Source organism: Pseudomonas sp. LBUM1664 (assembly GCF_059695895.1).
The window spans coordinates 124,164-149,080 of the sequence record NZ_CP166791.1 but is presented as its reverse complement, the minus strand read 5'-3'; the positions used below and the strand labels follow the sequence as shown (position 1 = coordinate 149,080).

Sequence of the window (24,917 nt, the reverse complement as noted above, 5' to 3'; positions counted from 1 at the left end):
TACCATGACTGAGCTGTCGAAGGTGCCAGTCACAGCACTCAAAGGTGTCGGTGAAGCCATGGCCGAGAAACTGGCCAAGGTCGGCCTGGAAAACCTCCAGGACGTGCTATTCCACCTGCCGCTGCGTTACCAGGACCGCACCCGCGTGGTGCCCATCGGCCATTTGCGGCCGGGGCAGGACGCCGTGATCGAAGGCACCGTCAGCGGCGCCGACGTGGTCATGGGCCGCCGTCGTAGCCTGGTGGTCCGCCTGCAGGACGGCACCGGCGGGCTCAGCCTGCGCTTCTATCACTTCAGCAATGCGCAGAAGGAAGGCCTCAAGCGTGGCACCCGCGTGCGCTGCTATGGCGAGGCGCGGCCCGGTGCGTCGGGGCTGGAGATCTATCATCCGGAATACCGCGCCATCACCGGCGATGAACCGCCTCCGGTGGATGAAACCCTGACCCCGGTCTATCCGCTCACCGAAGGCCTGACCCAACAGCGCCTGCGCCAGCTCTGCCAGCAAACCCTCACCCTGCTGGGTCCCAGCAGCCTGCCCGACTGGCTGCCCAAAGAGCTGGCCCGGGATTACCAACTGGCGCCGCTGGCCGATGCGATCCGCTACCTGCACCATCCGCCGGCCGATGCCGATGTGGACGAACTCGCCCTCGGCCATCACTGGGCCCAGCACCGGTTGGCTTTCGAAGAACTGCTGACCCATCAGCTGTCCCAGGCGCGCCTGCGCGAAAGTCTGCGCTCGCTGCACGCCCCGGCCATGCCCAAAGCCAAGCAATTGCCGGCCCGATACCTGGCCAACCTTGGCTTCACGCCCACCGGTGCCCAGCAACGGGTTGGCAACGAAATCGCCTACGACTTGAGCCAGCCCGAGCCGATGCTGCGCCTGATCCAGGGCGACGTCGGTGCCGGCAAGACCGTGGTCGCCGCCCTCGCCGCGCTCCAGGCCCTGGAGGCGGGCTATCAGGTGGCGTTGATGGCACCCACCGAGATTCTCGCCGAACAACATTTCATCACCTTCCAGCGCTGGCTCGAACCGCTGGGCATCGAAGTCGCCTGGCTGGCCGGCAAGCTCAAGGGCAAGAACCGCGCAGCCGCCCTGGCGCAAATCGCCGGCGGCGCGCCGATGGTGGTCGGCACCCATGCCTTGTTCCAGGACGAAGTGCAGTTCAAGAACCTGGCGCTGGCAATCATCGACGAACAGCACCGCTTCGGCGTGCAGCAGCGTCTGGCGTTGCGGCAGAAAGGCGTCGGCGGGCGCATGTGCCCTCATCAGTTGATCATGACCGCCACACCGATTCCGCGGACCCTGGCCATGAGCGCCTATGCCGACCTCGACACCTCGATCCTCGACGAACTGCCCCCCGGCCGCACGCCGGTCAACACCGTGCTGGTCACCGACACCCGGCGGGTCGAAGTAATCGAGCGCGTGCGCAGCGCCTGTGCCGAAGGGCGACAGGCCTATTGGGTGTGCACCTTGATCGAAGAGTCGGAAGAACTGACCTGCCAAGCCGCCGAAACCACCTATGAAGACCTTACCGCCGCCCTCGGCGAGCTGAAGGTCGGGCTGATCCACGGCCGCATGAAGCCCGCCGAGAAAGCCGCCGTCATGGCTGAATTCAAGGCCGGCGCGCTGCAACTGCTGGTCGCCACCACGGTGATCGAGGTCGGGGTCGACGTGCCCAACGCCAGCTTGATGATCATCGAAAACCCCGAGCGCCTGGGCCTGGCGCAATTGCACCAACTGCGCGGGCGTGTCGGTCGGGGCAGCGCCGCCAGCCATTGCGTCTTGCTGTATCACCCACCGCTGTCCCAGATCGGCCGTCAACGCCTGGGCATCATGCGCGAAACCAACGACGGTTTCGTCATCGCCGAAAAAGACCTCGAACTGCGCGGCCCCGGTGAAATGCTCGGCACTCGCCAGACCGGTCTGCTTCAATTCAAGGTAGCCGACCTGATGCGCGACGCCGATTTACTCCCCGCCGTACGCGATGCCGCCCAGGCGCTGCTGGAACGCTGGCCGGACCACGTCAGCCCGCTGTTGGATCGCTGGTTGCGTCATGGGCAGCAATACGGTCAAGTGTGAGCACGTTCTCAGTTTCCGGACACGCCTGCCGGGCAAGCTGGGTATACTGATAAAATTGTAAGAAAACGGATACAGACCATGACTGAAGCTGCCCTCGTTCCCGAAGCCCCGCACGCTCCGTCTGTTATTCGGCTGTTGCTCGAGAAACTGGGCATCAGCTACGGCGAAGTGCTCGAGCGAGCGGGCCTGAACCCTGCCCGCAAAGTGCAGGCCGTTCTGCTGCACGATGCCGTTGGCGCACTCATGGTGCTGTTCCCGCAAAGCCAGCTGCTGGACCTCAACCGCCTGGCCGAACTCACGGGTCGAAAACTCACGGCGGTGCCTACCGAACGCCTGGAGCGCATGCTCGGCAAACACAGCCTGAGCCTGCTACCCGGCCTGCCGGCGCTGACCAGCTCGCCTTGCCTGTATGAAGCAAGCCTGTTGCGCGAGCCGAAGCTGCTGATCAACTCGGGCGAACCGGGGCTGCTGCTGGAAGTGACCAGCGAGGCCTTCAAGACCATGCTCACCAAGGCCAGCGCTGCGACGTTCGGCGAAGCCGTGAGCAACATCACCCCCAACCTCGACCGCCCGCACGACGACCGCGCGGAAATCACCCAGGCCGTGCAGGCGTTCACCGCGCGGCGTATCCAGCAACGGCTGGAAGAGACCATCGAGATTCCACCGCTGGCCGAAACCGCGCAAAAAATCATCAAGCTGCGGGTCGACCCTGACGCCACCATCGATGACATCACCGGCGTCGTGGAAACCGACCCGGCCCTGGCCGCGCAAGTGGTGAGCTGGGCGGCCTCGCCGTACTACGCTTCGCCGGGCAAGATTCGCTCGGTGGAAGACGCGATCGTGCGGGTATTGGGCTTCGACCTGGTGATCAACCTGGCGCTGGGCCTGGCCTTGGGCAAAACCCTGAGCCTGCCCAAGGACCACCCGCAACACACCACGCCGTACTGGCATCAGTCGATCTACACCGCCGCCGTCATTGAAGGCCTGACCCGCGCCATGCCGCGCGCCCAGCGCCCCGAAGGCGGCCTGACGTACCTGTCCGGCCTGCTGCATAACTTCGGTTATCTGCTGCTGGCCCATGTGTTTCCGCCACACTTCTCATTGATCTGCCGGCACCTGGAGGTCAACCCGCACCTGTGCCACAGCTACGTGGAACAGCACCTGCTGGGCATCAGCCGCGAGCAGATCGGCGCCTGGCTGATGCGCTACTGGGACATGCCCGACGAACTGGCCACTGCCCTGCGCTTTCAGCACGACCCGCACTACGACGGCGAATACGCCGCCTACCCTAACCTGGTGTGCCTGGCGGTACGACTGCTGCGTGCACGTGGCATTGGCTCCGGTCCCGATGAGGAAATCCCCGACACACTGCTTGAACGCGTCGGCCTGACCCGCGAAAAAGCCAATGAAGTGGTCAGCAAAGTGCTTGAGGCTGAAGTGCTGCTGCGTGAACTGGCTTCGCAGTTCAGCCAGGGCTGAGTACGGCGCTTGATAAAGCCAACCTGATTATTAGCGGTTGGCGCTGAAGCTCTTGTGGCGAGGGAGCTTGCTCCCGCTCGACTGCGCAGCAGTCGCAAAACCAGCTGACGCAATCCATCTGCATAATAGCATTAGCCCATTTGGGGCCGCTTCGCAGCCCAGCGGGAGCAAGCTCCCTCGCCACAGGTGAGTCGCTAGACTTTCGGCTTCTTCGGCTTCAAATACTTGGTCAGCCCCTGGAACCAGATCACCAGCGCCGGGTTGCCCTTGATCTGGATCGACTTGTCCTGAATCCCCGTCATGAACGCCAACTGCTTGTTCTTGGCCTGCATCGTGGCAAAGCCATAGGCGGCGTCCTTGAAGGCGATGGCGAACGCAGGTTCAGGGTAGGTGCCGGACTTGCTGGTGATGCGCTGGTTTTTCACGGTGAAATGCCGCGCGACTTTGCCGTCCAGGGTTTGCAGTTGAAACACCAGTTCCTTATCGCCCAACTGCTGCTGGAACGCCGGATTGGTCCGACTGGCCTTGCCCATCAACAACCCCAGCATCCACAACAGAAAACGAAATTTCATGGGCAACGCCTCGTGAGAAAAGATGAATGGCGGGCAGTTTAGCGATTCTTCGGCGGAACGCCATCATCGGACCGCTTTTAAGGAAGATGAGCGAGTTTTTTTGCATGATGACTGCCAAGTCACGCTTCATGAACGACTAAATACGGCTTTCGTTGCCCTTCAGGTGCGTCGGAGATTTCCTTCAAAACATCGGGCTGTCCATGAACTAGGCAGCGCTCCCGAGCACCGTTAACCTCTGTTCGTCATCGCAAAAAACGGTGGCACGGACGTGCAAGTCCGACGGAGGACACAATTGTCGATGGCTATTCATCGGGCATTTTTTTATGCTCGCGAATCGTTATGGCAGCTGTGTATGGGAGATCTTCGGGTCTGCCGGGTACTCCGACCGGTCTTGCACACCTATGCATAGCTGCCACCTCTCTCGACTGTGCAAGCGAAGCGGTGTTGGCTCCTGAAAATCTCGGAGTACAACTATGTTCAAGCCATCACCTAATCCGCCGAAAAACGGCCACAAATCCCGCGTCGAAGTCCTCGAAGAAAAAAAGCTCGAAGACGCCGCCACCCGCGCCCTCGACTACTACCTCAACCCCAAGCCCGCCTCACCGCCCGAACCCGATAAAAACCAGCTCTTCATCGTCGCCCCTAACATCGACACCGAAACCCTGCTGGCCAACGCCTCCGAAGACCTGCTGTCCATCAGTACCATCGCCGCCGACCTGGCTGACGACGTCGATGACTCACGCCGCTGCGTAGCCCTGGCAATCAGCCGCATGGCCGACGGGGTTCAGTTGTTGGTTGAACGGGCGTTGGATCATTTGGAGACAAAGGAGGCGGTGGCGCCTGGCGCCAAGGTGTAGAGCTTTGCATTGACGCAGGCTGAGCCGACGCCATAGCGAGCAAACTCCTACAATTGGATCGGGGTACAGCCGGGAGAGACAGGCCGGCTATAAGGCCGCCTCGCGAGCAAGCTTTGCTCCCACAGGTCTGCTCAACAGGTCTGATTGGTGTACACCCACCAAGAGACAGGCCGGCTGTCAGGCCGCCTCGCGTCGGACGTTGATCTCGGCCGCCCCGTTAACCACGATGGCCGAACGCAGGTATTGCGCAGTGGGCATCCCGGCATGGATGCCGGGATAGCCGCGCTGGGCCATGGATGGCCCTTCGCGGCGGCCCACGGAGCAATGTCTGCGTTCGGGCATGCCGAGCCTAAGCGAGGCACCGAGTGGTGGGGCAAGAGCGTTTTGCTTACTTTTGCGCTTCTCAAAAGTGAGCCGCCGTAAGGGCGGAACCCTAAGCGGCCGTTACCGCAACAATGGATATGTACCCGGTCAAAAAAATCCTGGCCGGCTGTCAGGTCGCCATCGCGAGCGGGCTCGCTCCCACAGGTTTTTGTGCGCTGATCATTCCTTCGGGGGAATGATCAGCAGCAGTCACTCAATCAAACATTCGGGCAAGGCACCGGTGCCCAGTCGCCCAGGTCCGGGTTTTTGCACATGCTGTTGACCTGAGTGGTACCAGCGCTGGCCACTTGTTTGCTTTCAGCCTGCTTGGCCTTGGCGTCCTGGAGGGTTTTCTCGGTGGCGACCGCTTCTTTCGGCACGGCTGGCAGGTCTTTTTTCTTCGCCGGTTTCACGATTTTCTTAGTCTTGGTCTTGGTCGGAGTCACGACCGGTGTGTCGTCGGCGGTTGCCACGGTCACCACGTCGGTGCGCTGCACACCCACTTGCTGCAGGTCTTTTTCGTAGGCCTGGGTGTAGTTGCTCAGGTCTTCGGAGGCTTTGCCGTTGACCGCGACGATCAGGTCGTTCGACTCTTTCAGGCCAGCGACGATTTCTGCCAGGCGCTTGCGGCCTTCAGTGTCGTTGACAGTCTTGGCCTTGCGGTCGGCAACCAGTTTGCTGAACGCGTTCTGGTAGCACTGCTGCGAAGTCTTGGCGTAGGCGGTGCTGCGGTCGATGTCAGAGACGCTTTTGTTGACGTCGGCGGCGTAGGACGCGATGCGCTGGTTGTCGTCGGCGATCTGCTTCTGACGCTCGGTGTAGTAACCGGCTGCACCACCGGCCAGGGCGCCGCCCGCGGCACCGATGGCGGCGTTGCGGCCACGGTTTTCCTTGTCGGTCAGGGCGCCCAGCAGTGCACCACCGACCGCGCCAACGGCCGCGCCGGTGACTACGGACTTGGTCATGTTCCCCTCGGTGGAGCGCAGGTGCTGCACCGGCTCGTAGCAGTTAGGGTAGTACTCGACCTTGGTGCTCGACGCGACTTTGGAAGTCGGCGACGAGGCGCAGCCGGTCAGTACGGTACTGAAGCCGACAGCCACCATCAGCAAGTGACGCTTGGAAACCGAAGCAAAAGGTTTACGGGAGAAAAGCATAGTTGTGTTCTCGTTTAAGTTTTGACCAGCTCAGCGCGGCCCTATCGCCGCCTGAGTCCCTTCCAAGCTCGCTGACAACGAACGATCAAGACCGCTGACCGCTCGATGCGAGCAATTCCTTCAATATCGCCGCCGGGTCGGCTCGTTTTTGTTGACGGTAGTCACCGACATGGCGAACGAATAACGTTGCGCGCGCCACCAGGCTCTTGCCCAGCACCGGCTTGCGCTCCAACTCTTCCTTGATGCGCTGAAACTGCGCCTGAATCACGGCATCGGTGTAGCGCGTGCCCGTGGCCAGGTTGTCGATGTAGATCGCCACCGCGCCATCCAGCGCGCTGCGGCCGTTGTCGATGGCCGTGGCAAACAGCTGGGCGCTGGCCTCGTCCTTGGCGTCCACGGCCTGCTGGCGACTCTTCTGCAAATTGGTCAGGCGAATGTTGTAGTTGTTGACGGTTTCGGCCACCAAGGCCGCCGACTGGATCAGGTTGCCGGCTGCCTCCTCGCGCTGCTGGGCGATGAGCGAGACGTTGCGCTTGAGCTCTTCATTGACCAGCCCCAGCTCGGCTTGCAGGCGCGGGTCGACACTGGCAGCGATGATGCTGTCCAGGCGCTTGGTCGGATCCTCGGCGTCGTCGATGGCATCGGTCAGCGAAGCCAGACGACCTTCTTTCTGCCATTGGGCGAACAGTTCTTTGTAGCGCGAACGCGGTGCCGACAACGCGCCGACGGCCACCCGGAACCCAGTGGTTTCGTTGCTTTGCTCGGTGCCATCGGCGGCGAACAACGGGTACTCACGGCGCATCCCGGTGAACAGGGTGCCCTCGCCTTCCAGGTAGTTGCCGCCCTTGACCACGAAGCCACCGTAGGCGCCCTGTCGGCGTCCGGCATGCACCAATTGGAAGGACTCCTGGACCATCTCGGCCGCGTTGCCGACCACGTCGAACAGGCCGATGGGGTTCGGCAGTTTGGTGCCGATAGGCATCAGCCGCGCCGCCTGGCCGGTGCCGCCGGCGACCTGGTTGAACACCGCCCAATCGGCCAGCGGCCCATCGCTCTCACTGCCTTCCAGCCGCCGGGGAAACAGGCGCCCTTCCAGGTCCTGGCGGCTGACGGCTTGCCCGCCACGGGCGGCGAATTCCCACTCGACCTCGGTGGGCAGGCGCACAAAGCCCAACCCACCGTCCTCGGCGGAGGTGCCGCGACCGCTCACCGGCAGCAGGTCCTTGTGGTATTTCATCAACCAGGCGCTGTACACCGCCGAGAAGCGCTCAGCCTCGAACTTCGACAGTTTCACCTTGGGCAAACGCCCGGCCATGCCTTGGGGAAGGTCGGCTTGCAGGGTCTCGCAGGCCGGTGCCGGCTCGCCGCTGGCGAGCGATTGTGCCTGGGCCATGACCTGGGCGTATTGGCGAGCGGTGACTTCGTATTTGCCGATGAAGTACAGCATCGGTTTGAGCGGCGTCTTGGCGTCGGTCTTGGGCATCAACGGCGTGATGGTTTTGTTCCAGTCCTTGGGCAGGTCCTTGAGGGTGAACTGGCCGTTGATGAAGTCCCGGCGATAACCGGAGATGAACGACTGCTGATAACCGGCCTCGCCTTCGCTGAACGGGTAGCCGAGGCTGATCTCGCGGTCGTCCAGGGTGCCCTGGGCGAGGATGTAGACGTAACGGAACACCATCTGCCCTTCGCACGGCAGCGGCAGGCTGACGTCATCGGGCAACGGTTTGGGGTTGTCCAGTTTGTCGCTGCCTTCATCCGCCCAGACCAAACCGGCCAGGCTCAGCGCCACGGCGGCGCCCAATAACTTATACATCGCGAATTCCTTCACACGCCTGGATGCGCGCCACCCGCCAGCCGCCACAAGCCGCTGCCACGGCGCTGACGCCGAGCACCGCCACCAGGGCCAACGTGTAGTGACGCACCAGCAGATGGCTGGCGTACTCGCCCGGCATCTGCGCAAATAAATGGTTCAGGCCCGACTGCGCCAGGCCATACAGCCCGGCGCTCAACAGGGCCGCAAAAGTGGCGCTGTAGAGCGCCTGCAACACCACAAACAACAACAGCGCCGCGGTGGAAACCCCCAGCAGGCGCAACACCGACAGCTCCCGGCGCTTACGCTCGACCGCCGCCAATGCACCGGCAAAAATCGCCGCGAACGCCCCGGCCAATGCCAACCCGGCGATGATCCAGAACACGATCGACAAGTTGCGGCTCAGCGATTGCACCTGCGCGATGGTCTGGGCCTGGGTGGACACCAGCAGGTTCTGCCCAGCGAAATACTGGCGCAGCGGCTCGACATCGCCGAGGCTGCGGGCGTACAAACGAAACGCTGGATACACTCGCTGCCCGCTCGCGCCCACCCCATCACCCGGCCAGCCGAACGCGGGCACGGCGCGACCGTCGCGGTAATCCTCAGCCGCCTCCAGCAAAGCCAGCGGCGCGAACAGTCCGTCCCGGGCAAAGGCTTCCAGCGGCAGCACCTGCAACACCTGGACTCGGGTGCGTTGCGCCTCGCTGCGACCGGCCACCTGCCGGCCGAAACTGGCCTGCAACCAATCGCCGGCCTTGGCGCCGAGCTTTTCGGCGGCGGTCTGGCTGAGCACCACCTGGTCCAGCCCCTGCGGCACCGGCAAGCGGTCGAGCAACGGGTCATTGGCGGCGGTGGGGATCATTTCCACGGTGACCATCGAAGCATCGCTGCTCAAATCGGCCGTCGCGGCAATCTGCCGGGTGCGCGCCAGGACGAACGCCACGTCACGGCGCAGGCCCAATTGTTCGATGAATGGGGCGCTGAACCGACCGCCGCCCAAGGGGATGATTTCCCGGGTGGCCGGGTCGTTCTGCAGGCGTTCGGTGAGGCTGCTGACCAAACCGAATTTCAGGCCAAACAGCACCAGCAACGGCGCCACCACCGCCACCAGCGCCAGCACCGAGCAGGCCGACAGCCAGGCATCGTTGCGGTAATCCTGCCAGGCCAGGGAAGCCACCAGCGCGCCGCGCATCAGCAAGCCTCCCCAAGGGTGGCGGTGACGCCGCCATCGATGTCGCGACGACAACTGATGCGCCGCACCTGCAAACCACTGGCGCGAGCCAGTGCCTCATCGTGGGTGGCGACCACACAGCAAACGCCGTGCTCGCGGGCCTGGGCCACCAGCAACTGCATGACGCGCTCGGCGTTCAGTGGGTCGAGGGCGGCGGTCGGTTCATCGGCCAGCAGCAACCGTGGACCATGGGCCAGCGCGCGGGCGCAACTGACCCGCTGGCGTTGACCAACGGATAAGTCCGCCGGTTTCTTGTCCAGTTGATCAGCAATGTCCAGTTGCCCGGCCAGGCGCATCACGCTGCCGTCATCCTTCAAGCCGAGCAGCTTGCGCGACAAAGCGATGTTGCCGCGCACGTCCAGAAAGCCCAGTAGGCCGCCGGTTTGCAGCACATAACCCAAGTGGCGACTGCGCAAATCCGCCAAGGTGCTCTGCTGCGACCCGCGCCACAGTTTGGCGATGTCCAGCGGCGTGTTGGCGGGCGTGAAGTCGAATTGCCCAGCCTGGTCCGGCGCCAACACCAGCGCCAGCAGGTCCAGCAACGTGCTCTTGCCGCAGCCACTGGGCCCGACTACCGCCAGTTGTTCGCCGGCACGCAGTTGCAGCCGTGGAATCACCAGGCTGTAGCGCTGGCTGCCGGCGCCCCGGCTTTTGTGCACTGCGCTCATGGTCAGCATCACGGCAGCGTCGACAGCGGAACGCGGTACAAGGCATCACCGGGCTCGGCATCGCCGAAACGCACCCAGTTGGCCAAGTCGTTGTGGAAGGTTTCGTAGAGGCGGATTTTCGAATCCAGCTCGTCGATGAAGTCTTCCTGCTCGGCCACGCTCAAGGACAGCCACAAGTCTTGGGTCATGTTCAGCGACTTGCTGCGGTACGGCAGCCCTTCCAGGTACTCGCCGAGAATCCCGCCGTCGGCCAGGTTGCCGCCCTTGCGCAAGGCCGAAGGGTCGCGGCTCATGTAGGCACTGGCACTGGCGATTTCCTGGAAGAAATCCTTGGGCGACGTCTGGGTCTTGCGGGCCGAGTCGACGATCAGTTTCAGCGATTGCTGCAAGTCGTTGAGTTGCAGTTTGGTCAGCATCACGCAGACCTGGAACGCCGGCAGCGCCGGGTTGGTCAGGTCACGGTCGGCGGTCCAGGCGCTGACCAGTTGCGGTGCCTGGCTGGCCGATTTGCGCCCCAAAAAGTCCATGTGCATCGCGTAGCCGACTGCCGCCGATTTATCGGTCAGGCTCGGTGCGGCGCCCAGCAGCGGCACGGTTTGCGGTTTGTTGCTACGCACTTGATGCACCAGATCGGCAAACACCGAACCGATCTCATCAACACGCTGCCCAAGCTTGCGCACATCCGCGCCCGGCACGGGAATGTACAGGTCACCGATCTGCGGGTTGGCGTCGGCGGTCAGGATGCGATATTGGCTCTGCGCACCGGCGTGGGTTTTCTTGCCGGCGTCGCTGAGCAAGTGCAAGGCGTAGATCTTGATCTGTTTGCCCAGCGCCGCCTGGCGCACTTCGGCCTCGTTCATTTGCGTGGCCGCAAACGGATCGTTCTTGCGCAAGGCGCCGGCGTCGGTGACCAACAGGATCAAGCGCCCGCCATAGCCGGACCAGTCCATACCCTCCACCGCTTCCATGACGCCGGCAAACGCATCCTCGTTGAACGAGTGGCTCGACACCGTGGACGCCTTGACCTGCCGCGCCATCTCCATGAAGCGTTGCGGGTCGCGGCCCTGCTCCAGGGTGATCAAGGTCTTGGCGACGTATTCCAGGCCCGGGGTTTTCTGGATGCTGCTGCGAAAACCCACCATGCCGAAGCTGACACTGTCCAACTCGCCACGCTCAGCGATACGGGTTTGCAGCGCGTGCACCACGTCGCGAACCTGGTCGATGTAAGGCTGCATGGACACCGTGGTGTCCACCACCAACACCACGGCCGTGCGGAACGCGTCGGCGTTGGCGGTGGTGATGGGCGTGTTATTAGTCGAAGCCCTGGGGGCATTGCCCGGGTCGATGGACGCCACGTTCAGCAACTGCACCGGCTGGCCGTTCTCATCGAAACTCTCGCGGGAATCGAAGATCGGCAACAGGTAAAACTGGTTCTGCGGCACCGCGCTGGCGGCCGGTTCCAGGGCCAACACTTGCTGGTTATCTTCGTGGTTCTGCTGGGCTTTGAGCAGCACATTCTTGGCAGATGATGGGTCGGCCAGCAGCTTTTCCACTTCACCGGGCTGACGCAGGAACATCACCGGCGCACGGCCGGAACGTTCGGTGAATTTGAGCACCAGGCTTTGCTTCCAGTCGCTGACTTGCGCGCCAGGCAACCAGCCGTCGCTACGCCCGTCCGTGGCTGCACCGACCCGCAGCCACGGGCTGCCATCGACGTCTTTGCGCTGGTAAACGTACAGCACGGAAAACGCCGGCAGCGCCTTGCCCGGTGCAGCGCCCGGTTCGTCGGCGAGTTTCGCCCCCGGTTTGCTGAGCACTCGCTGGAACAAGGTTTTCTTGCCGGCCATCAACAGCGGACGTTGGCCGCCATCGGCCTGCGTCGCCACCGGTGGTTGAACCGGAGGTGCGACGGGAGGTTTGACCGCTGGTACTTCCGGAGTCTTGGGCGGCGAAACTTCAGGGGGTTTCACCGTCGAAGTCGAGGCAGTCGGCGGCTTCGCGGGCTTTTCAGCATCACCAGACAACCACCAATAGCCCGCGCCGCCCAACGCCAGCGCCACGGCCACTGCGACGGTGGCCAGTGCGAACACCGGCCCCTTGCGTTGTTCCGACACCGAGGACTGAGGCGTTGGTTTTACGGGTGGCGGAACTGGCTTGGGCTGTGGTTGGGGTTGGGGTTGCACCGGACCGGTTGGAATGTCGATGGACATCGGCGTCAATCCGGCCAGATCATCACCTGTCGATTTCGTCGAGACAGGCATCGGCAACGGCCGGATCAACGTCTCTTGCGCCGATTCCGGGGGCAGGTTATCCAGTGCCCGCAGCAACGCCGCCGCATCCGGGAAGCGCTCCGCCGGATCCTTGGCCAACAGCTTGCGCAGCACGTCTTGATAACGGCCGTGATGCACCGGCAATTCCGGCAGCGGCTCGGTCAGGTGCGCCAGCGCCGTGGACAGCGCGTCGTTGCCGGTATACGGCAGTTTGCCGACGAGGATTTCATAGAGCACCACACCCAGGGCATACAGATCGGCGCGGCCATCGATGTCCTGCCCACGGGCCTGTTCCGGGCTCATGTAGCTGGGCGTGCCGACCGCGAAACCGGCCTGGGTGAATTGGGTGCGGTCGTCCAGGGACTTGGCGATGCCGAAGTCCGAGAGCACAGCCGTGCCGTCGGCACGGAACAGAATGTTCGCCGGCTTGACGTCGCGGTGCACCAGGCCCAACCCGTGGGCATACCCCAGGGCCGAGGCGATCTGGCGGATGTAGGTCAGGCCCTGCTCCGGCGAAAGGCCGGCGGCGATGCGCTCCTTGAGCGTGCCGTTGGGCAGGTATTCCATGGCCATGTAATACAGCTCACCGACATTGCCGATGTCATGGATGGTGACCGTGTGCGGGTGCGACAAGCGCGCCAGGGTCTTGCCTTCGCGCAGAAAGCGTTCGCAAAACGTCGGGTCGGCCGCCAGCGCCGCCGCCATGACTTTCAACGCCACCTTGCGCTCCAGCGAACGCTGGGTCGCCAGGTAAACGTTGGCCATCGCCCCTTCGCCGATCTCACCGTCGATGTCGTAGCCAGGGATCTGAATGTTCTGGGCGGGGTTCATGACGGCACCTTCACGACAACCACGGTGATGTTGTCCGGCGCCCCGCGCATCAGGCCCAGAGACACCAGGCTGCTGGCGATTTCGCCAGGCTCGTCGTGGCTCAGTACTTCGCGGATTTCATCGTCCTCGACGGTCTTGGTCAGCCCGTCGCTGCACAGCAGGTAACTGTCGCCGGGCACCAGCAGCAGCTCGACCATCGCCAGGTTCAGTTGCGCCTCGACCCCGATGGCCCGGGTGACGATGTTGGCCCGCGGATGCACCCGGGCTTCGGCTTCACTCAGAAGACCGCTGTCCTGTAAATCCTGGACGTAGCTGTGATCGCGCGAGATGCCTTCGAGCACACCGTCGCGCAGGCGATACAAGCGGCTGTCACCGGCCCACAGGCACATCCCGCGCAAGTCACGGGTAGCCAGTACCACCACGGTGCTGCCCATCATGGTCACGCCGCGATGGGCGGTTTCTTCACGCACGGCGGCGTTGACCCGCAGCAGGTCGCTTTGCAGCGCCGCGACGTATTCATCCAGCGAACGGCCCACGCAAATATTGCGCAGGCTGTCGACAATCAGGCTACTGACGTAGTCGCCCGCCGCGTGGCCACCCATGCCGTCGGCGACCACCCACAGGCCGTTTTCCGGCAGGTCCAGGCAAGCGTCTTCGTTGACCTGGCGGACCATGCCGACATGGCTCTTGCTTGCGGACTTGAATGCTTTCCCAGCACTTGGACGCATCTACACAACACCTTCTTGGCCAAGCAAAAATTGCGCAAAATCAGCGGCAGCCGGCAGGCCCTGGCACCGCATCAAACCGGGCGCGATGCGCTCCGAACCCTGGCCCCACCACAGGCTCACGCCTTCGCAGGCTGACTCGGCAAGGGCAGCCATTCGCCGCTGCGGGTCGGTGGCATCGAAGCGATGCAGGCTGGCGAAACGGCTGCTCGGGGTCCGTGGCAGGTACGCCGGGCTGCCGAGGGTCTCAAGCGTCGCGCCGAAGGCCTCGAAACTGGCCTGCACGTTCAATGTGCTTAACAGCAGGTTCTCCACCTGCTCAAACCACTCGTCCGCACCGCCCACCACTGAGGCGGGGTCCGCGTCGGGCTCCAGCAGCACCGCAACGGTCAGCGGAAAATAGCGGCCGACCCGGTCGATACTCGGCATCACCACGCCAACGGCGGCCTCTGGCCCACATACGCCGGGCGCGACCATGAAGCGCCACAGCGGGCTGACCAGATAGGCATCCAGCCAACGCTCGCCGAGGTTGGTCTGACTGGCGAGCAAACCTGCCGCCAGCCACGAATCCCACGGACCGATGAAGCTCTGGGGCAAGCCACGGCTGACGAAGTCTCCACGGCTGGCCAACTTTCCATAGAAGCCCGGCGTACTCATAGGCGCTCCGGGAGGCTGAAGCCGCTGAGTACCCGACTCTTGAACGGGTTGAAGGCACTGTTGGCCCGCAGTTCGTAGGAGGCGCTGGCACCGTCGACCCGCAGCCGCAGATTGAAGCGGTCCGGCGAGTTGCCGGCGGTCAGGTCCGATTGCTCCAGCAACCGGAACCAGGCCCACGGCCCATCCAAAGTGATACCGGAACGACCGCTGGCCGACGGCGGCATGATCGAGATCCGTACCACGCCGATGCTGCCGGGGTTGGGCCATTGCATGGCGGTCGGGCGGCTCGGGCCGTGGTCGTAGCTCAGTTGCTGGCCATCGAGGTCCAGCAGAAATTGGGTGATGGTCGAGTCCATCGCCACTGGCTTGAGCTCGAAGCGCACCATCGGCTGAGTACCGCCGGAACGGAAAAACGCATCCCGGATGGTCGCCGCCCGCTGGAAGGTTTGCAGTACGCCAGGAGCGATGCCGAGCTTCTGCGCGGCGCCCGGCTGCCAGCGCCAGGTCGGCGTCGAGGTGTCGACGTACGGTTGCAGGTACTTGCGGAAGTAGTTGTCCATCACCCCGCCGACGCCGAAGAACTGGCCGAAATCGTCGAGCGTTGCGTCCCGCGCACTGCCCGGCGACATGGGATAACGCCCGGCCAGGGACTGGCGGTAGATATTCACCACTTCGCTGGTCCAGGCGGCGTTCAGTTGATTGCGCACCCCGCCCATCATGCTGTTGGTGGTGGAATTGACCACCGACTTGACCAGGCCCTGCACCAGCGGCGGCTGGCGTTCGGCGTTGAGGCTGACCCGGGTAGCGGCCGCCGTCGCTTGGTTCTTGGCTTCGCCGAGCAAGGCATCGCCGCTGGCGCCGACCATGGCGCTGACTTGCACGTATAAGGCATTCATGTCGGCCAGCAGGCCATCGATGGCCGCCGGTTCGCCTTCGTTTTTACTGACGATGCTGTTGAGCTCGGCGAAGTGCGCGGTGACCGGATCATCGCTGGCCGCCGGTGCGTTTGGCGTCGCCTGTTCCTGGCCGAGCAAGGCACCCAGGTGCTCCTTGAGCTTGTCGACCCCGCCTGGCGCCGGCACGCCTTGAGCGGCCAGCAAGCGATCTTCCTGTTGCAAGTCGGTTTCCTTCGCCACGGCCACCAGCAGTTTTTTCAACGGCGAGGTCGGGCCGGAAATCACCCGCAGTACATCGGCGGCCTGGGCCACGCTGGTGATCGGCACGAAGTCGATATCGGCCAGCAAGGCGTCCCATTGGCGTTGATAGTCCTGGAAGTACAGGCGCCGCACGTCGGCGGCCAGGCTGGCGACGTTCTGCTGATCGGCCTCTTCGTGGCCCAGCACCCATTGCTCTTCGGCCAGGGTTCCGGTCTGGCTCAGGCTGGTGAGCAAGAAGCCCTGGCGGTAACCCTTGACGGTGAAGAACCCGCTCAGCGGCTCGCCCAATGGCTTGCCGCTCTTGCGGCTGAACACCAGCGCGGCGTCGCGCCCGGCGGCTTCGTTGATGCGAAAGTCCGGTATGCCCTCGGGCAGTTTCTGGCGCTTGATCCGGTCATAGACCCGCTGGGCCACGGGCAGTTGTTGCAACTGGCGGCGCAGGTCCTCGACCAGCCGCGGGTCCAGGCGCGCAGTCGGCGGACGGCGCTCGAACAGCGCCTGCAGATGCTCGCTCAAGGCCAGGCGATGTTCGGCCGGCAGGTCCCGCGGCAGGCTGCGGTCCCAATCCAGGGCGATCCAGGCCTTGATGAAGTCGGCGTCGTAGTGCTCGTTATCGGCGAGCATCAGGTAGGCCTTCAAGCCCTCGTAGAGGAAGTCCGAATGGCCGCCGCTGTGCAGTTGCTCTTCGATGCGCGTCAGCAGACGAGGCGCGAACACGGCGATCAGCAACTTGCGGTAGACGCTGCCCGACTCGGCTTCCAGCATGTCACCCTGGTACAGGCCCAGGCCTTCGGCCCAGCTGGGCGAATCATCGGCCAGGTGTTTTACGGCGTTGAGCAACGGCAATACGGCGAGTACATCACGTTGTGCCGGGCTGAGGCTCTGCACGGCCTGGCCCAGTGGCGCGACCTTCTGGTCAACCTGGGTGATATACGCCTGGTTGGCGCGGTAGCTGACCCACCACAACGTTCCGACCACCAGCACCAGCACCACGGTCGAGGCCAATACGCCTCGGGCGATCCACTTGCGCCGACGCTCGACCTTGGGGTCCACGCCCACCAGCCCACGCTCGGCAAAGGCCACGGCGGTGAAGAGTTTTTCGATGAAGTAACTGCGCCCGGTGCCGGTCTGGCGCGCCAGGTGCTGACGGTCCAGGTTCATGCTCTGGGCCATGGAGCCGATCAAGCGGTCGATCGGGCTGCCTTCCTGGGTGCCGCTGGTGAAATACACCCCGCGCAGCAACACTCGCTCTTCGAAGGCGTTGGGTTTGAACACGCCTTCGAGGAAGCTTTGCAGACAGTCCTTCAATGCGCCGAATTGTTGCGGGAAACCGTAAATCAAATCACGCCGCGCCGGGTCGCGTTCTTGCTGCAAGCGCTCCACCAAGCGGTCGTTGAGGCGCTGCTCAAGGCCGGCGAATTCACTCTGCAAATGCGCCAGCGGGCTGTCATTGCTTTTGACATCGTCCAGGGCGAAGGTCATGCCCCAGACCTGGGCGCGCTCTTCCTTGCTCAGGGTATCGAAATACTCCATGAACCCCGGCACCAGATCGAGCTTGGTCAGCATCAGGTAAATCGGGAAGCGCACACCCAACTGGGTGTACAGCTCCTGGATCCGCAGGCGTATCGCCGCGGCATGGGCGGCGCGCTCGGCGTCGCTGCCCAGCAGCAAGTCCGAAAGGCTAATGGCAATGAACGCACCATCAATCGGGCGACGGGCGCGCTGTTTCTTCAACAGGCCGAGAAAGCCCAGCCACGCGGCCTTGTCGATGGTCGCGTCGCTGTCCTGGGTGGTGTAGCGGCCGGCGGTGTCGAGCAACACCGCCTGGTCGGTAAACCACCAATCGCAATTGCGCGTGCCGCCGACGCCGCGCACCGCACCAGCGCCCAACTGCGCGGCCAATGGAAAATGCAGCCCGGAATTGACCAGCGCAGTGGTCTTGCCCGAACCCGGCGGGCCGATGATTACGTACCACGGCAACTCGTAGAGGTTGCGGCGCTCGTCACCGCCCAGCTTGGCTTTCTTCAACAGCGCCAAGGCTTCGTCCATGCGCTGGCGCAGGGTTTCGAGTTCCTCAAAAGTGGCGACGCTGCTCGGGTCGGGCGGGGTTTGCGCGGCCAGGCTGCGCATGACTTCGGCGGCCTGACGGCGAGCCTGGATGATGCGCCACACTCGGTAGGCGAGCCACGCCGCGAACACCAGAATGATCAACGTCCAGCGCCGGCCTTCGGGCACCAGCCACTCCAGCAGCGGGCCGACGAACCAGATGATCAGGCTCAGGGCGATCAGCCCCAGCAGCGGGATGACCCAGCGGATGATAAAACTGAAAAACGCCTTCACTCGACCCCCTCCGCCAACACTGTGATTTCAACCCGACGATTGCGCGCACGTCCCTCTGCCGTGGCGTTCGAGGCCAGCGGTTCGGTGTCGCTGCGGCCTTCGGCGCTGAAGCGCTCGGACTGGCCGGTCTTGGCCGAGAGAATTTGCAGCACCGACTGGGCCCGCGCCTCGGACAACGCCCAGTTGGACGGAAACCTGAGGGTGGCAATCGGGCGATTGTCGCTATGGCCGGTCACCAGGACCTGGCCCTTGACCCGGCGAATGGCATCGGCGATGCGCAGCATCAATGGCTCGAAATCATCCTTGATGCTGGCACTGCCCGAAGCGAACAGCTCATCGCCACGGATGGTCACGACCGAGCGGTCAACGGCGTCTTCCACCGCCACTCGACCAGCCTTGATTTCATCGGCCAGGAAACCGGCCAGGCGCGGCCGTTCGATCAGCTTCGGTTGCACCACCGGGCGGTCGATGGCCTGCACCGGGATTTCTCCCAGGGCATGAATGTTCTTGAACACCGGCTCGGCATCGGAGGCCAGTTTCATCCGTAGACCAAACAGCAGCGCCAGCAACAGGGCTGCACCGATGGCCACGGCGATCCACGGCGGCATGAATTGCGCCAGTCGATCACGGGCCACGGTGACACCGCGCCAGTGCGGCGACAGCTCACGCTCATACTCGCCACGGGCGCTGCGGATCACGGCACTGGTGCGCTCACGCAACGCTTCCAGTTGACTGCGACCATCGTTCATCACCCGGTAGCGCCCTTCAAAACCCAGGCACATGCACAGGTACAACAGCTCCAGCAGGTACAAACGTTCACGCGGGCTTTGCAGGCAATGCTCCAGAAGCTGGAACACCTTCTCGCCGCCCCAGGCTTCGTTGTGCACGGTGATCAACAGGCTCTGCTTGCCCCAGTCGCTGGTGCCGCCCCACGGGGTGCTGAGCACCGCTTCATCCAGGGCGGTGCACAAGGCGTAGCGGGCCAGCAATACGTCGTTGCGCACCACGCCGGCGGCCTCGGCGCGCTCTTCGAACTGGCGCAGGTAGGCCAGCAGTTGCGCGCGCAAACTGGCTGGAGCCGGGTGGGCAATGGTGTTGCGCAGGCGCGTCAGCAGGGCCAGCAACGGGCCGGCTGCGCTCTCCAGCGGGTTGAGGCCCTGGGCTTTGCCGGTCAGCACCGGTGCGGCAGGCATCGACAGAGGTGCAGGCGCAGACTCCTGGCGGCCGGGGTCCGGGCGGAACGGATCCGCGCCACGGCCACCGGGCGTTGGCATGAACTGGGTACGATCGTCATTGCTCATCGCGGTTTATCCTCGGATCGCCCAGAACGCCAGGTTCAGCCCTGGGAACTGGCCGGCGATGTGGAACGCAAAACCGCCGGAGTTGCCCAGTTGCTGCCAGTGCTCACTGCCCCGGTCGAGTTCGTAATAGGTGGAACCGGCGTGGTACGGAAGCTGCCGCGGTGCCACCGGCAACGGCAGCAGGCCGATGCCCGGCAACTGCAGGTTGACCAGGTCGCGGATGTGCTCCACCGAGCCGACCTTGCTCTGCTGGCCGAAGCGGCTGCGCAGGGTTTCGGCGGGGACATCGGCGCGCACCACCAGGATGAAACTGGCGCTTTCGAGCAGGGTTTTGTCGGCCAGCATGGCCACGTGGACGCCGTAGGCCTTTTCCACAATCGGAATCGGCGTGGCCTTGCTGTCGATCAGCATCGACAGGGCTTCACGCAGGGCCTGCATCACCGGCGCGAAACTCAGCACCAGGTCATCGTGCTGGTACTGCGGGTATTCCTGCGGCCGTCGCCCGGAAGCGGTAAAGGTCGAGAACTCTCCAGCCAGGCTTACCAGTTCGCTGTAGAACCGTTCCGGGTGCAAAGGGCTCAGTTGGCTCAGGTGCTGGATCAGCGGCTGGGCGCGGTTGACCAGTTGCAGCAGCATGAAATCGGCGATCTCCGAGGCGCCGCCGGCACCGGAAGCCACCACCCGCCCGGCGAGCGCTTCGCCACGTTGATGGAGCAGGCCCAGCAGCTCGCTGCGAAACGCCGTCAACGGTTTGGAGGCGATCACATCCAGCAGCGGCGGGATGTACGCGTCGTCGAGCACCAGGGCGCGGTCGGCGCGTTTTTCCTTGATGCGCACCAGGCCGATGGCGGCGTAATCACTGATGCCGTCCTGGGCGGTCAACAGGCGCAGCGCCCGGGAACCCAGGGCCACCGGCGCGCGGTTTTCGAACGGCGCGTTGTCGTCGCGCACTTCAGACACCTGGCTCACGTAGCGCGCAGCGCCCAGGGCTTCGCCTTCATCCACGGTGTCACGGGCGCCGGCGCGCTTGAGCGGCAGGGCCAGGTACACCAAGCCATCGCGCAGGTTGTCGTCGACGTTCAGCGGGGTCGGTGCCAGGTCATCTTGAGGAATGTTGAAGGGCGTGCCGTCCGGCAACAGGCCCCGCGCCGAAATGATCGCAAGCTTGCCTTGAGCCAGCAGGCCCTGGTCGATCAGCAATTCGGAAAACCCCCAGGCGCCGGCCGACAACGGGCGGCTGCGCGCGTCGATGAGGTTTTCCAGGTAACGGTCATGCTGCTGGAAGTGCTGCGTTCCAATGAACATGCCTTCCGACCAGACCACGCGATTATTCCAGGACATGGGGGCTCCGATTGCTTATTGGGCAGGGCTGGATGGGGGAACGACGACGGCGCTGCGCACGGCGCGCACATCGAGGCTGATCTGGTATTCGGTGTATTGGCGCGCCGGGACATTCATCACCGTGCGCCACAGCGATTGATCCAGCTCGCGATAGCCCACCAGTACGCCGATATGACGAGTGGCCGGGTCGAGGTCGCGTTGCAGGCTCAACTGCTGACCGGGCTGGATCAGCACTTCATCCTGGTCGATCAGGTCGGCACCGAGCGTCGCCTGGGCCCGTTCGGCCAAGGCGAAATAATCGGCGCGGCCGAAGGTGGCGGCATTTTTCAGTTCGAAAATACGCACCCGGACCGGGGCCGGCTGGCCAGTGGCGCCGGGGTTGAGGCCGGCAATGGCGTGCAAGTGCAACTCGACGGCGGCGGTGTCGGCCTCAGCTTCTTCGGGCTGGGGTTTGTCCGCATCCTTGGCGCACGCCGTCAACAGAAGCGCGGTGGCGACTGCGAGTAAAAACCTGGGAATCATCCTGCGTCCTCAATGACGTTTGAGCTATCCGTTGTGTGCTTATGAATTTGTTAGGGGACGGCGGCGCTCAGCGGCGTCGCTGTCGTGTGCTGTGTTCTTCGTAGGCGCGGCTGAATTCACGACCGAACAGGTCCTGGAAATCTTCCTGGGCCTCCCGGGAAATGTTGCTGTAGAGCTCGGTGAATTGCTGCCAGTACTGGGCCTGTCGCGAGCCATTAAAAATACTCGACAGCCCGCCGGGCTTGCCCATGCGTTCTTCCAGTTGCGCCGGCTCGAAGCGCGCCAGCAAATGCTTGATCGCCGCTTCCACGCCGGCCATCACCGCCAGTTGGTGGGCGCGCAGGTCATCGAAGCTGTCACGCACCGCCACGTCCGGGGCCATGAACGCCTGATTGCCGTGGCGCAGCAGCAACAGCATGGCTTCGTCGACATTGGGCGCGAATTTCAGCGGATTGTTTTCCACCGGCTGGATCATCGTCTGCTGAATGCGGAACTCACCCTTGAGGCTGCTGCGAGCGCGCAAGACGTCGATCAGCCCTTCGACCATCAGCCGGTAACTGCGACCGATGCTTTCCATCTGCGCCTCGGCCTGGGCTTTGTCCAGGCGCAATTGATCCAACCCGGCGCCGCGCAGGAAGGCTTGCAGCAGGTCGGGTTGCGACGCATCACCCGGGCTGGCCGGAGCCACGGGGGGTTCAACGCGGGTCACTGGTGGCTCGCGCAGCGGCGCAGGTTCGTCAATCGGTACGCTCATCTGAGGAACGGGTGTCGGCACCGGCTCGATCACCGGCAGCGGCGCCACAGGCGGCGCTGCGACAGGCACGGGGGCGACCGCCACGGGCGCAGGCTTGTCGCTGAACAGGTCCCAATCCTCGGGAATCACCGGGGCAGACGTCAGCGCTACAGGCTCGGCCACAGGCGGCGGGCTGGGTTTAGGAATCGGGGTCGGCGGACGGAAATCATGCTGCTCGGCCGGAACATGGTCAGGCTGGGTGGCCGGCGGGGTGCTGCTCGGGGCCAGAAAGTCGAACAGGTCCGGCAGGGTGTCCATGGCCGACACGCCTTGGAAATGCGCCGGTGAAGCCACTTGCATCGGCAATGGCGTATTCACCGAGGCGCCTTGGCGACCCATTAACGCCTCGAAGCTGCTGGGCGATTCGGCAAACGGATTGCTGTCAGTGACTGGCAGGCTGAAATCAACGCGCACCTGGATTTCATAATCACCGATGCGGATAACTTCGCCATCTTGCAGCGGCTCGCTATTGCCCTTGCGCAAGCGGATGCCAGCCTTGACCAACTCCACACCGTTAGTACTGTTATCGGTTAAGTAATAGCGCCCGTCTTTGTATTGAATAACGCAATGTTTGCCGGAAACCAGGCGTTCGGGGTCTGGCAATACCCAGTCATTATCGGAGTTACGGCCAATAGCCATCATCCCTTGATCCATGGACTTTTCAGAACACTGACCGGGGGTAATCTTGTGATAACTAGTGATAGTCAAACACAGCGGCATCTCGCCTCCTTGCTGAGTACTTCGCGCGCGGGCGAGTGAAAGGGTTCTACGCCCCGGCTACTCGCCAACCACCTTGCAAACCACCTCAAACCGGCTTTTTACCGGCACGATGGCTGATCTTAACCGTCTTGCGTGACAAAAAACCTGCATCTGTCTCTGCTTGGACCTACTAGTCGCGCAGGCTGTTAAGCGCATCACAACTGTTACACAGGGGATACAGGGAGGAAATAGCTTACCTTGACAAGCCATAAGTACTACACCAAAAATGTACAACTTCTTGAATATAGATGATGGCACTTTAAGATCATAGCGCATCTAAAGGGCCATTATCGCCAAGGAACATGTGAAGTTTCATCTGGAACTTGCGTGTGAACTGCCCGACTTCGTCTGCGGGTGATAGGGAGATCGATTCAAGTGGATGTGCTTTTGCTGCTCGCCGCCGTATCTGCGACTTCACCGTGTGGTGAAGATTTGGAATATGACGCAGATTTCTTGCGCCTGGAACGCGATTCCCGAGGCCAGCCCGAGCGCAGCATGGGCGATTCGATATTGCCTGCCGAACCCCCTGAGTGGCGCAGCATCCAGCAGCAAAGTCTGGACTTGCTGCAACGCAGCAAAGACCTGCGCATCACCCATTTCCTGTTGCAAAGCTCCCTGGCCCTGGAAGGCATTCCCGGCCTTGCCCGTGTGTTGACGCTGATCAGCGAATTGCTCAAGCAATACTGGGCTGACCTGCACCCGCGCCTAGACGCCGATGACGACAACGACCCCACCGTACGCATCAATGCCCTTGCCGGCCTGACGTCCGACGTCACCATTCGCCTGCTGCGCGAAAGCATTCTGGCCCGTTCACGCACCTTCGGTGCCGTCAGCCTGCGCGCCGCCGCCAACGCCAGCGGCCTGCAAAGTTTCCCGGATGAAAACCTGGGCTCCGAACAGCTCGCCGGGGCCTTGCTCGACAGCGATCCCGAGCAGTTGGAAATCACCCGTGCGGCCCTGCTGCAGGCTCGCAGCGCCGCCGAAGCCATCGAGCAGCAGGTCAGTGATCAAGTCGGTTCCGCCCAGGGCGTGGACCTTGGCCCGTTGAAGCAACCGCTCAAGCTGGCCTTGCAGATTCTCGGTCAGTTCGCCCCGCAGAGCGGCGACAGCGCCCTGCCCGACGCCATTAGCGATGACAGCGCCGCGCCGGCTGAACACACCACCGCGCCGAGCGCGCCCCGCAACAGCGGCACGGGTGAAATCACCAACCGCGACGATGTGTTGCGCAGCCTGGACCGGATTCTCGCTTACTACGCCCGTCACGAGCCCTCCAGCCCCCTGCCGGTGCTGTTGAATCGGGCCAAGAATCTGGTGCACGCCGACTTTGCGGCCATCGTGCGCAACCTGATTCCCGACGGCATGAGTCAATTTGAAAACCTGCGCGGCCCAGACAGCGAATAAAGCGCACGGATCACGCAGTCACGTCACCGGCACCCCCGATGACGCCAACACCGTCGCTTGAGCGACCAGGAGCAGCAACGTGGCGAAGCAAAGTTCTCAGAAATTCATCGCGCGCAACCGCGCGCCTCGAGTGCAGATCGAGTACGACGTCGAGCTCTACGGCGCCGAGAAAAAGGTCCAGTTGCCCTTCGTCATGGGGGTGATGGCCGACCTCGCCGGCAAGCCCGCCGAGCCTCTGGCACCGGTGGCCGATCGCAAGTTCCTCGAGATCGATGTCGATAATTTCGACTCTCGCCTCAAGGCCATGCAGCCTCGCGTGGCGTTCCATGTGCCCAACGAACTGACCGGCGAAGGCAACCTGAGCCTGGACCTGACCTTCGAAAGCATGGACGACTTCAGCCCGGCAGCCGTGGCCCGCAAGGTCGACTCGCTGAACAAGTTGCTCGAAGCGCGCACCCAACTGGCCAACCTGCTGACCTACATGGACGGCAAGACCGGCGCCGAAGAAATTATCATGAAGGCGATCAAGGACCCTGCCCTGTTGCAGGCCCTGGCCAGCGCGCCAAAGCCCGCCGATGCAGAGCCTAAGGCTTAACAGGACCCACG

Annotated in this window: 19 protein-coding genes; 5 read left to right on the top strand and 14 right to left on the bottom strand. The window is 63.3% G+C overall.

Translation table 11 applies throughout. The annotated features are described in order from the left end of the window. The first annotated feature begins 4 nt into the window (after positions 1 to 4). The gene (gene recG / locus ACA047_RS00660) at positions 5 to 2,080 is read left to right on the top strand and encodes an ATP-dependent DNA helicase RecG (protein WP_497355758.1); all 2,076 of its coding nucleotides are present in this window, start codon (positions 5 to 7) and stop codon (positions 2,078 to 2,080) included. Between the two features lie 78 nt (positions 2,081 to 2,158). Beyond that, the gene (locus ACA047_RS00655; protein WP_497355756.1) at positions 2,159 to 3,559 is read left to right on the top strand and encodes an aminoacyl-tRNA deacylase and HDOD domain-containing protein; all 1,401 of its coding nucleotides are present in this window, start codon (positions 2,159 to 2,161) and stop codon (positions 3,557 to 3,559) included. Between the two features lie 194 nt (positions 3,560 to 3,753). Here the strand turns inward: ACA047_RS00655 and ACA047_RS00650 are convergent, their stop codons facing one another. Further along, positions 3,754 to 4,131, bottom strand: a complete 378-nt coding sequence (locus ACA047_RS00650) for a helicase (protein WP_497355754.1) — start codon at positions 4,129 to 4,131, stop codon at positions 3,754 to 3,756. Between the two features lie 473 nt (positions 4,132 to 4,604). Between ACA047_RS00650 and ACA047_RS00645 the strand changes: the two genes are divergently transcribed. Next, the gene (locus tag ACA047_RS00645; protein ID WP_497355752.1) at positions 4,605 to 4,988 is read left to right on the top strand and encodes a DUF6124 family protein; all 384 of its coding nucleotides are present in this window, start codon (positions 4,605 to 4,607) and stop codon (positions 4,986 to 4,988) included. Between the two features lie 177 nt (positions 4,989 to 5,165). Here ACA047_RS00645 and ACA047_RS00640 read toward each other — a convergent pair whose 3' ends face one another. The 13 genes from ACA047_RS00640 to tagH form a co-directional block, all read right to left on the bottom strand. Next, positions 5,166 to 5,330 carry a hypothetical protein gene (locus ACA047_RS00640; RefSeq protein ID WP_497360612.1) on the bottom strand — a complete coding sequence of 55 codons (165 nt, stop codon included), beginning with the start codon at positions 5,328 to 5,330 and terminating at the stop codon, positions 5,166 to 5,168. A gap of 239 nt (positions 5,331 to 5,569) precedes the next feature. Continuing rightward, on the bottom strand, positions 5,570 to 6,505 hold the full coding sequence (gene tagQ, locus ACA047_RS00635) for a type VI secretion system-associated lipoprotein TagQ (protein ID WP_497355750.1): 936 nt from the start codon (positions 6,503 to 6,505) through the stop codon (positions 5,570 to 5,572). 85 nt (positions 6,506 to 6,590) lie between these two features. After that, positions 6,591 to 8,318: a formylglycine-generating enzyme family protein gene (locus ACA047_RS00630; RefSeq protein WP_497355748.1), complete on the bottom strand. Its 1,728-nt coding sequence runs from the start codon at positions 8,316 to 8,318 to the stop codon at positions 6,591 to 6,593. Beyond that, entirely contained in the window at positions 8,311 to 9,507 is a 1,197-nt protein-coding gene (locus ACA047_RS00625) for an ABC transporter permease (RefSeq protein ID WP_497355746.1), read from the bottom strand. Before ACA047_RS00625 ends, ACA047_RS00630 begins: the two co-directional genes overlap by 8 nt. Beyond that, the gene (locus ACA047_RS00620) at positions 9,507 to 10,223 is read right to left on the bottom strand and encodes an ABC transporter ATP-binding protein (RefSeq protein WP_497360600.1); all 717 of its coding nucleotides are present in this window, start codon (positions 10,221 to 10,223) and stop codon (positions 9,507 to 9,509) included. Before ACA047_RS00620 ends, ACA047_RS00625 begins: the two co-directional genes overlap by 1 nt. Then, positions 10,223 to 13,315 (bottom strand): serine/threonine-protein kinase, encoded by a 3,093-nt coding sequence (locus ACA047_RS00615; protein ID WP_497355744.1) that lies wholly within the window; start codon positions 13,313 to 13,315, stop codon positions 10,223 to 10,225. Before ACA047_RS00615 ends, ACA047_RS00620 begins: the two co-directional genes overlap by 1 nt. After that, the gene (locus ACA047_RS00610) at positions 13,312 to 14,043 is read right to left on the bottom strand and encodes a PP2C family protein-serine/threonine phosphatase (RefSeq protein WP_497355742.1); all 732 of its coding nucleotides are present in this window, start codon (positions 14,041 to 14,043) and stop codon (positions 13,312 to 13,314) included. The genes ACA047_RS00615 and ACA047_RS00610 overlap by 4 nt, the downstream gene beginning before the upstream one ends. Then, entirely contained in the window at positions 14,044 to 14,697 is a 654-nt protein-coding gene (gene tagF, locus ACA047_RS00605; protein WP_497355740.1) for a type VI secretion system-associated protein TagF, read from the bottom strand. Beyond that, on the bottom strand, positions 14,694 to 18,194 hold the full coding sequence (gene tssM / locus ACA047_RS00600; protein WP_497355738.1) for a type VI secretion system membrane subunit TssM: 3,501 nt from the start codon (positions 18,192 to 18,194) through the stop codon (positions 14,694 to 14,696). The genes tagF and tssM overlap by 4 nt, the downstream gene beginning before the upstream one ends. Continuing rightward, positions 18,191 to 19,495, bottom strand: coding sequence for a DotU family type VI secretion system protein (locus ACA047_RS00595; RefSeq protein WP_497355736.1), 1,305 nt, complete (start codon positions 19,493 to 19,495; stop codon positions 18,191 to 18,193). The genes tssM and ACA047_RS00595 overlap by 4 nt, the downstream gene beginning before the upstream one ends. Before the next feature lie 6 nt (positions 19,496 to 19,501). Then, a complete protein-coding gene (gene tssK, locus ACA047_RS00590) occupies positions 19,502 to 20,836 on the bottom strand; it encodes a type VI secretion system baseplate subunit TssK (RefSeq protein WP_497355734.1) in 1,335 nt (444 codons plus the stop codon). Between the two features lie 15 nt (positions 20,837 to 20,851). Next, on the bottom strand, positions 20,852 to 21,358 hold the full coding sequence (gene tssJ / locus ACA047_RS00585; RefSeq protein WP_497355732.1) for a type VI secretion system lipoprotein TssJ: 507 nt from the start codon (positions 21,356 to 21,358) through the stop codon (positions 20,852 to 20,854). 67 nt (positions 21,359 to 21,425) lie between these two features. Further along, on the bottom strand, positions 21,426 to 22,871 hold the full coding sequence (tagH, locus tag ACA047_RS00580) for a type VI secretion system-associated FHA domain protein TagH (RefSeq protein WP_497355730.1): 1,446 nt from the start codon (positions 22,869 to 22,871) through the stop codon (positions 21,426 to 21,428). A 414-nt stretch (positions 22,872 to 23,285) separates the two neighbouring features. On the opposite strand from tagH, the gene tssA reads away from it, so the two are divergent. Continuing rightward, the gene (tssA, locus tag ACA047_RS00575; RefSeq protein ID WP_497355728.1) at positions 23,286 to 24,311 is read left to right on the top strand and encodes a type VI secretion system protein TssA; all 1,026 of its coding nucleotides are present in this window, start codon (positions 23,286 to 23,288) and stop codon (positions 24,309 to 24,311) included. Between the two features lie 79 nt (positions 24,312 to 24,390). Next, positions 24,391 to 24,906 (top strand): type VI secretion system contractile sheath small subunit, encoded by a 516-nt coding sequence (tssB, locus tag ACA047_RS00570; protein ID WP_025216163.1) that lies wholly within the window; start codon positions 24,391 to 24,393, stop codon positions 24,904 to 24,906. Positions 24,907 to 24,917: the final 11 nt, after the last annotated feature.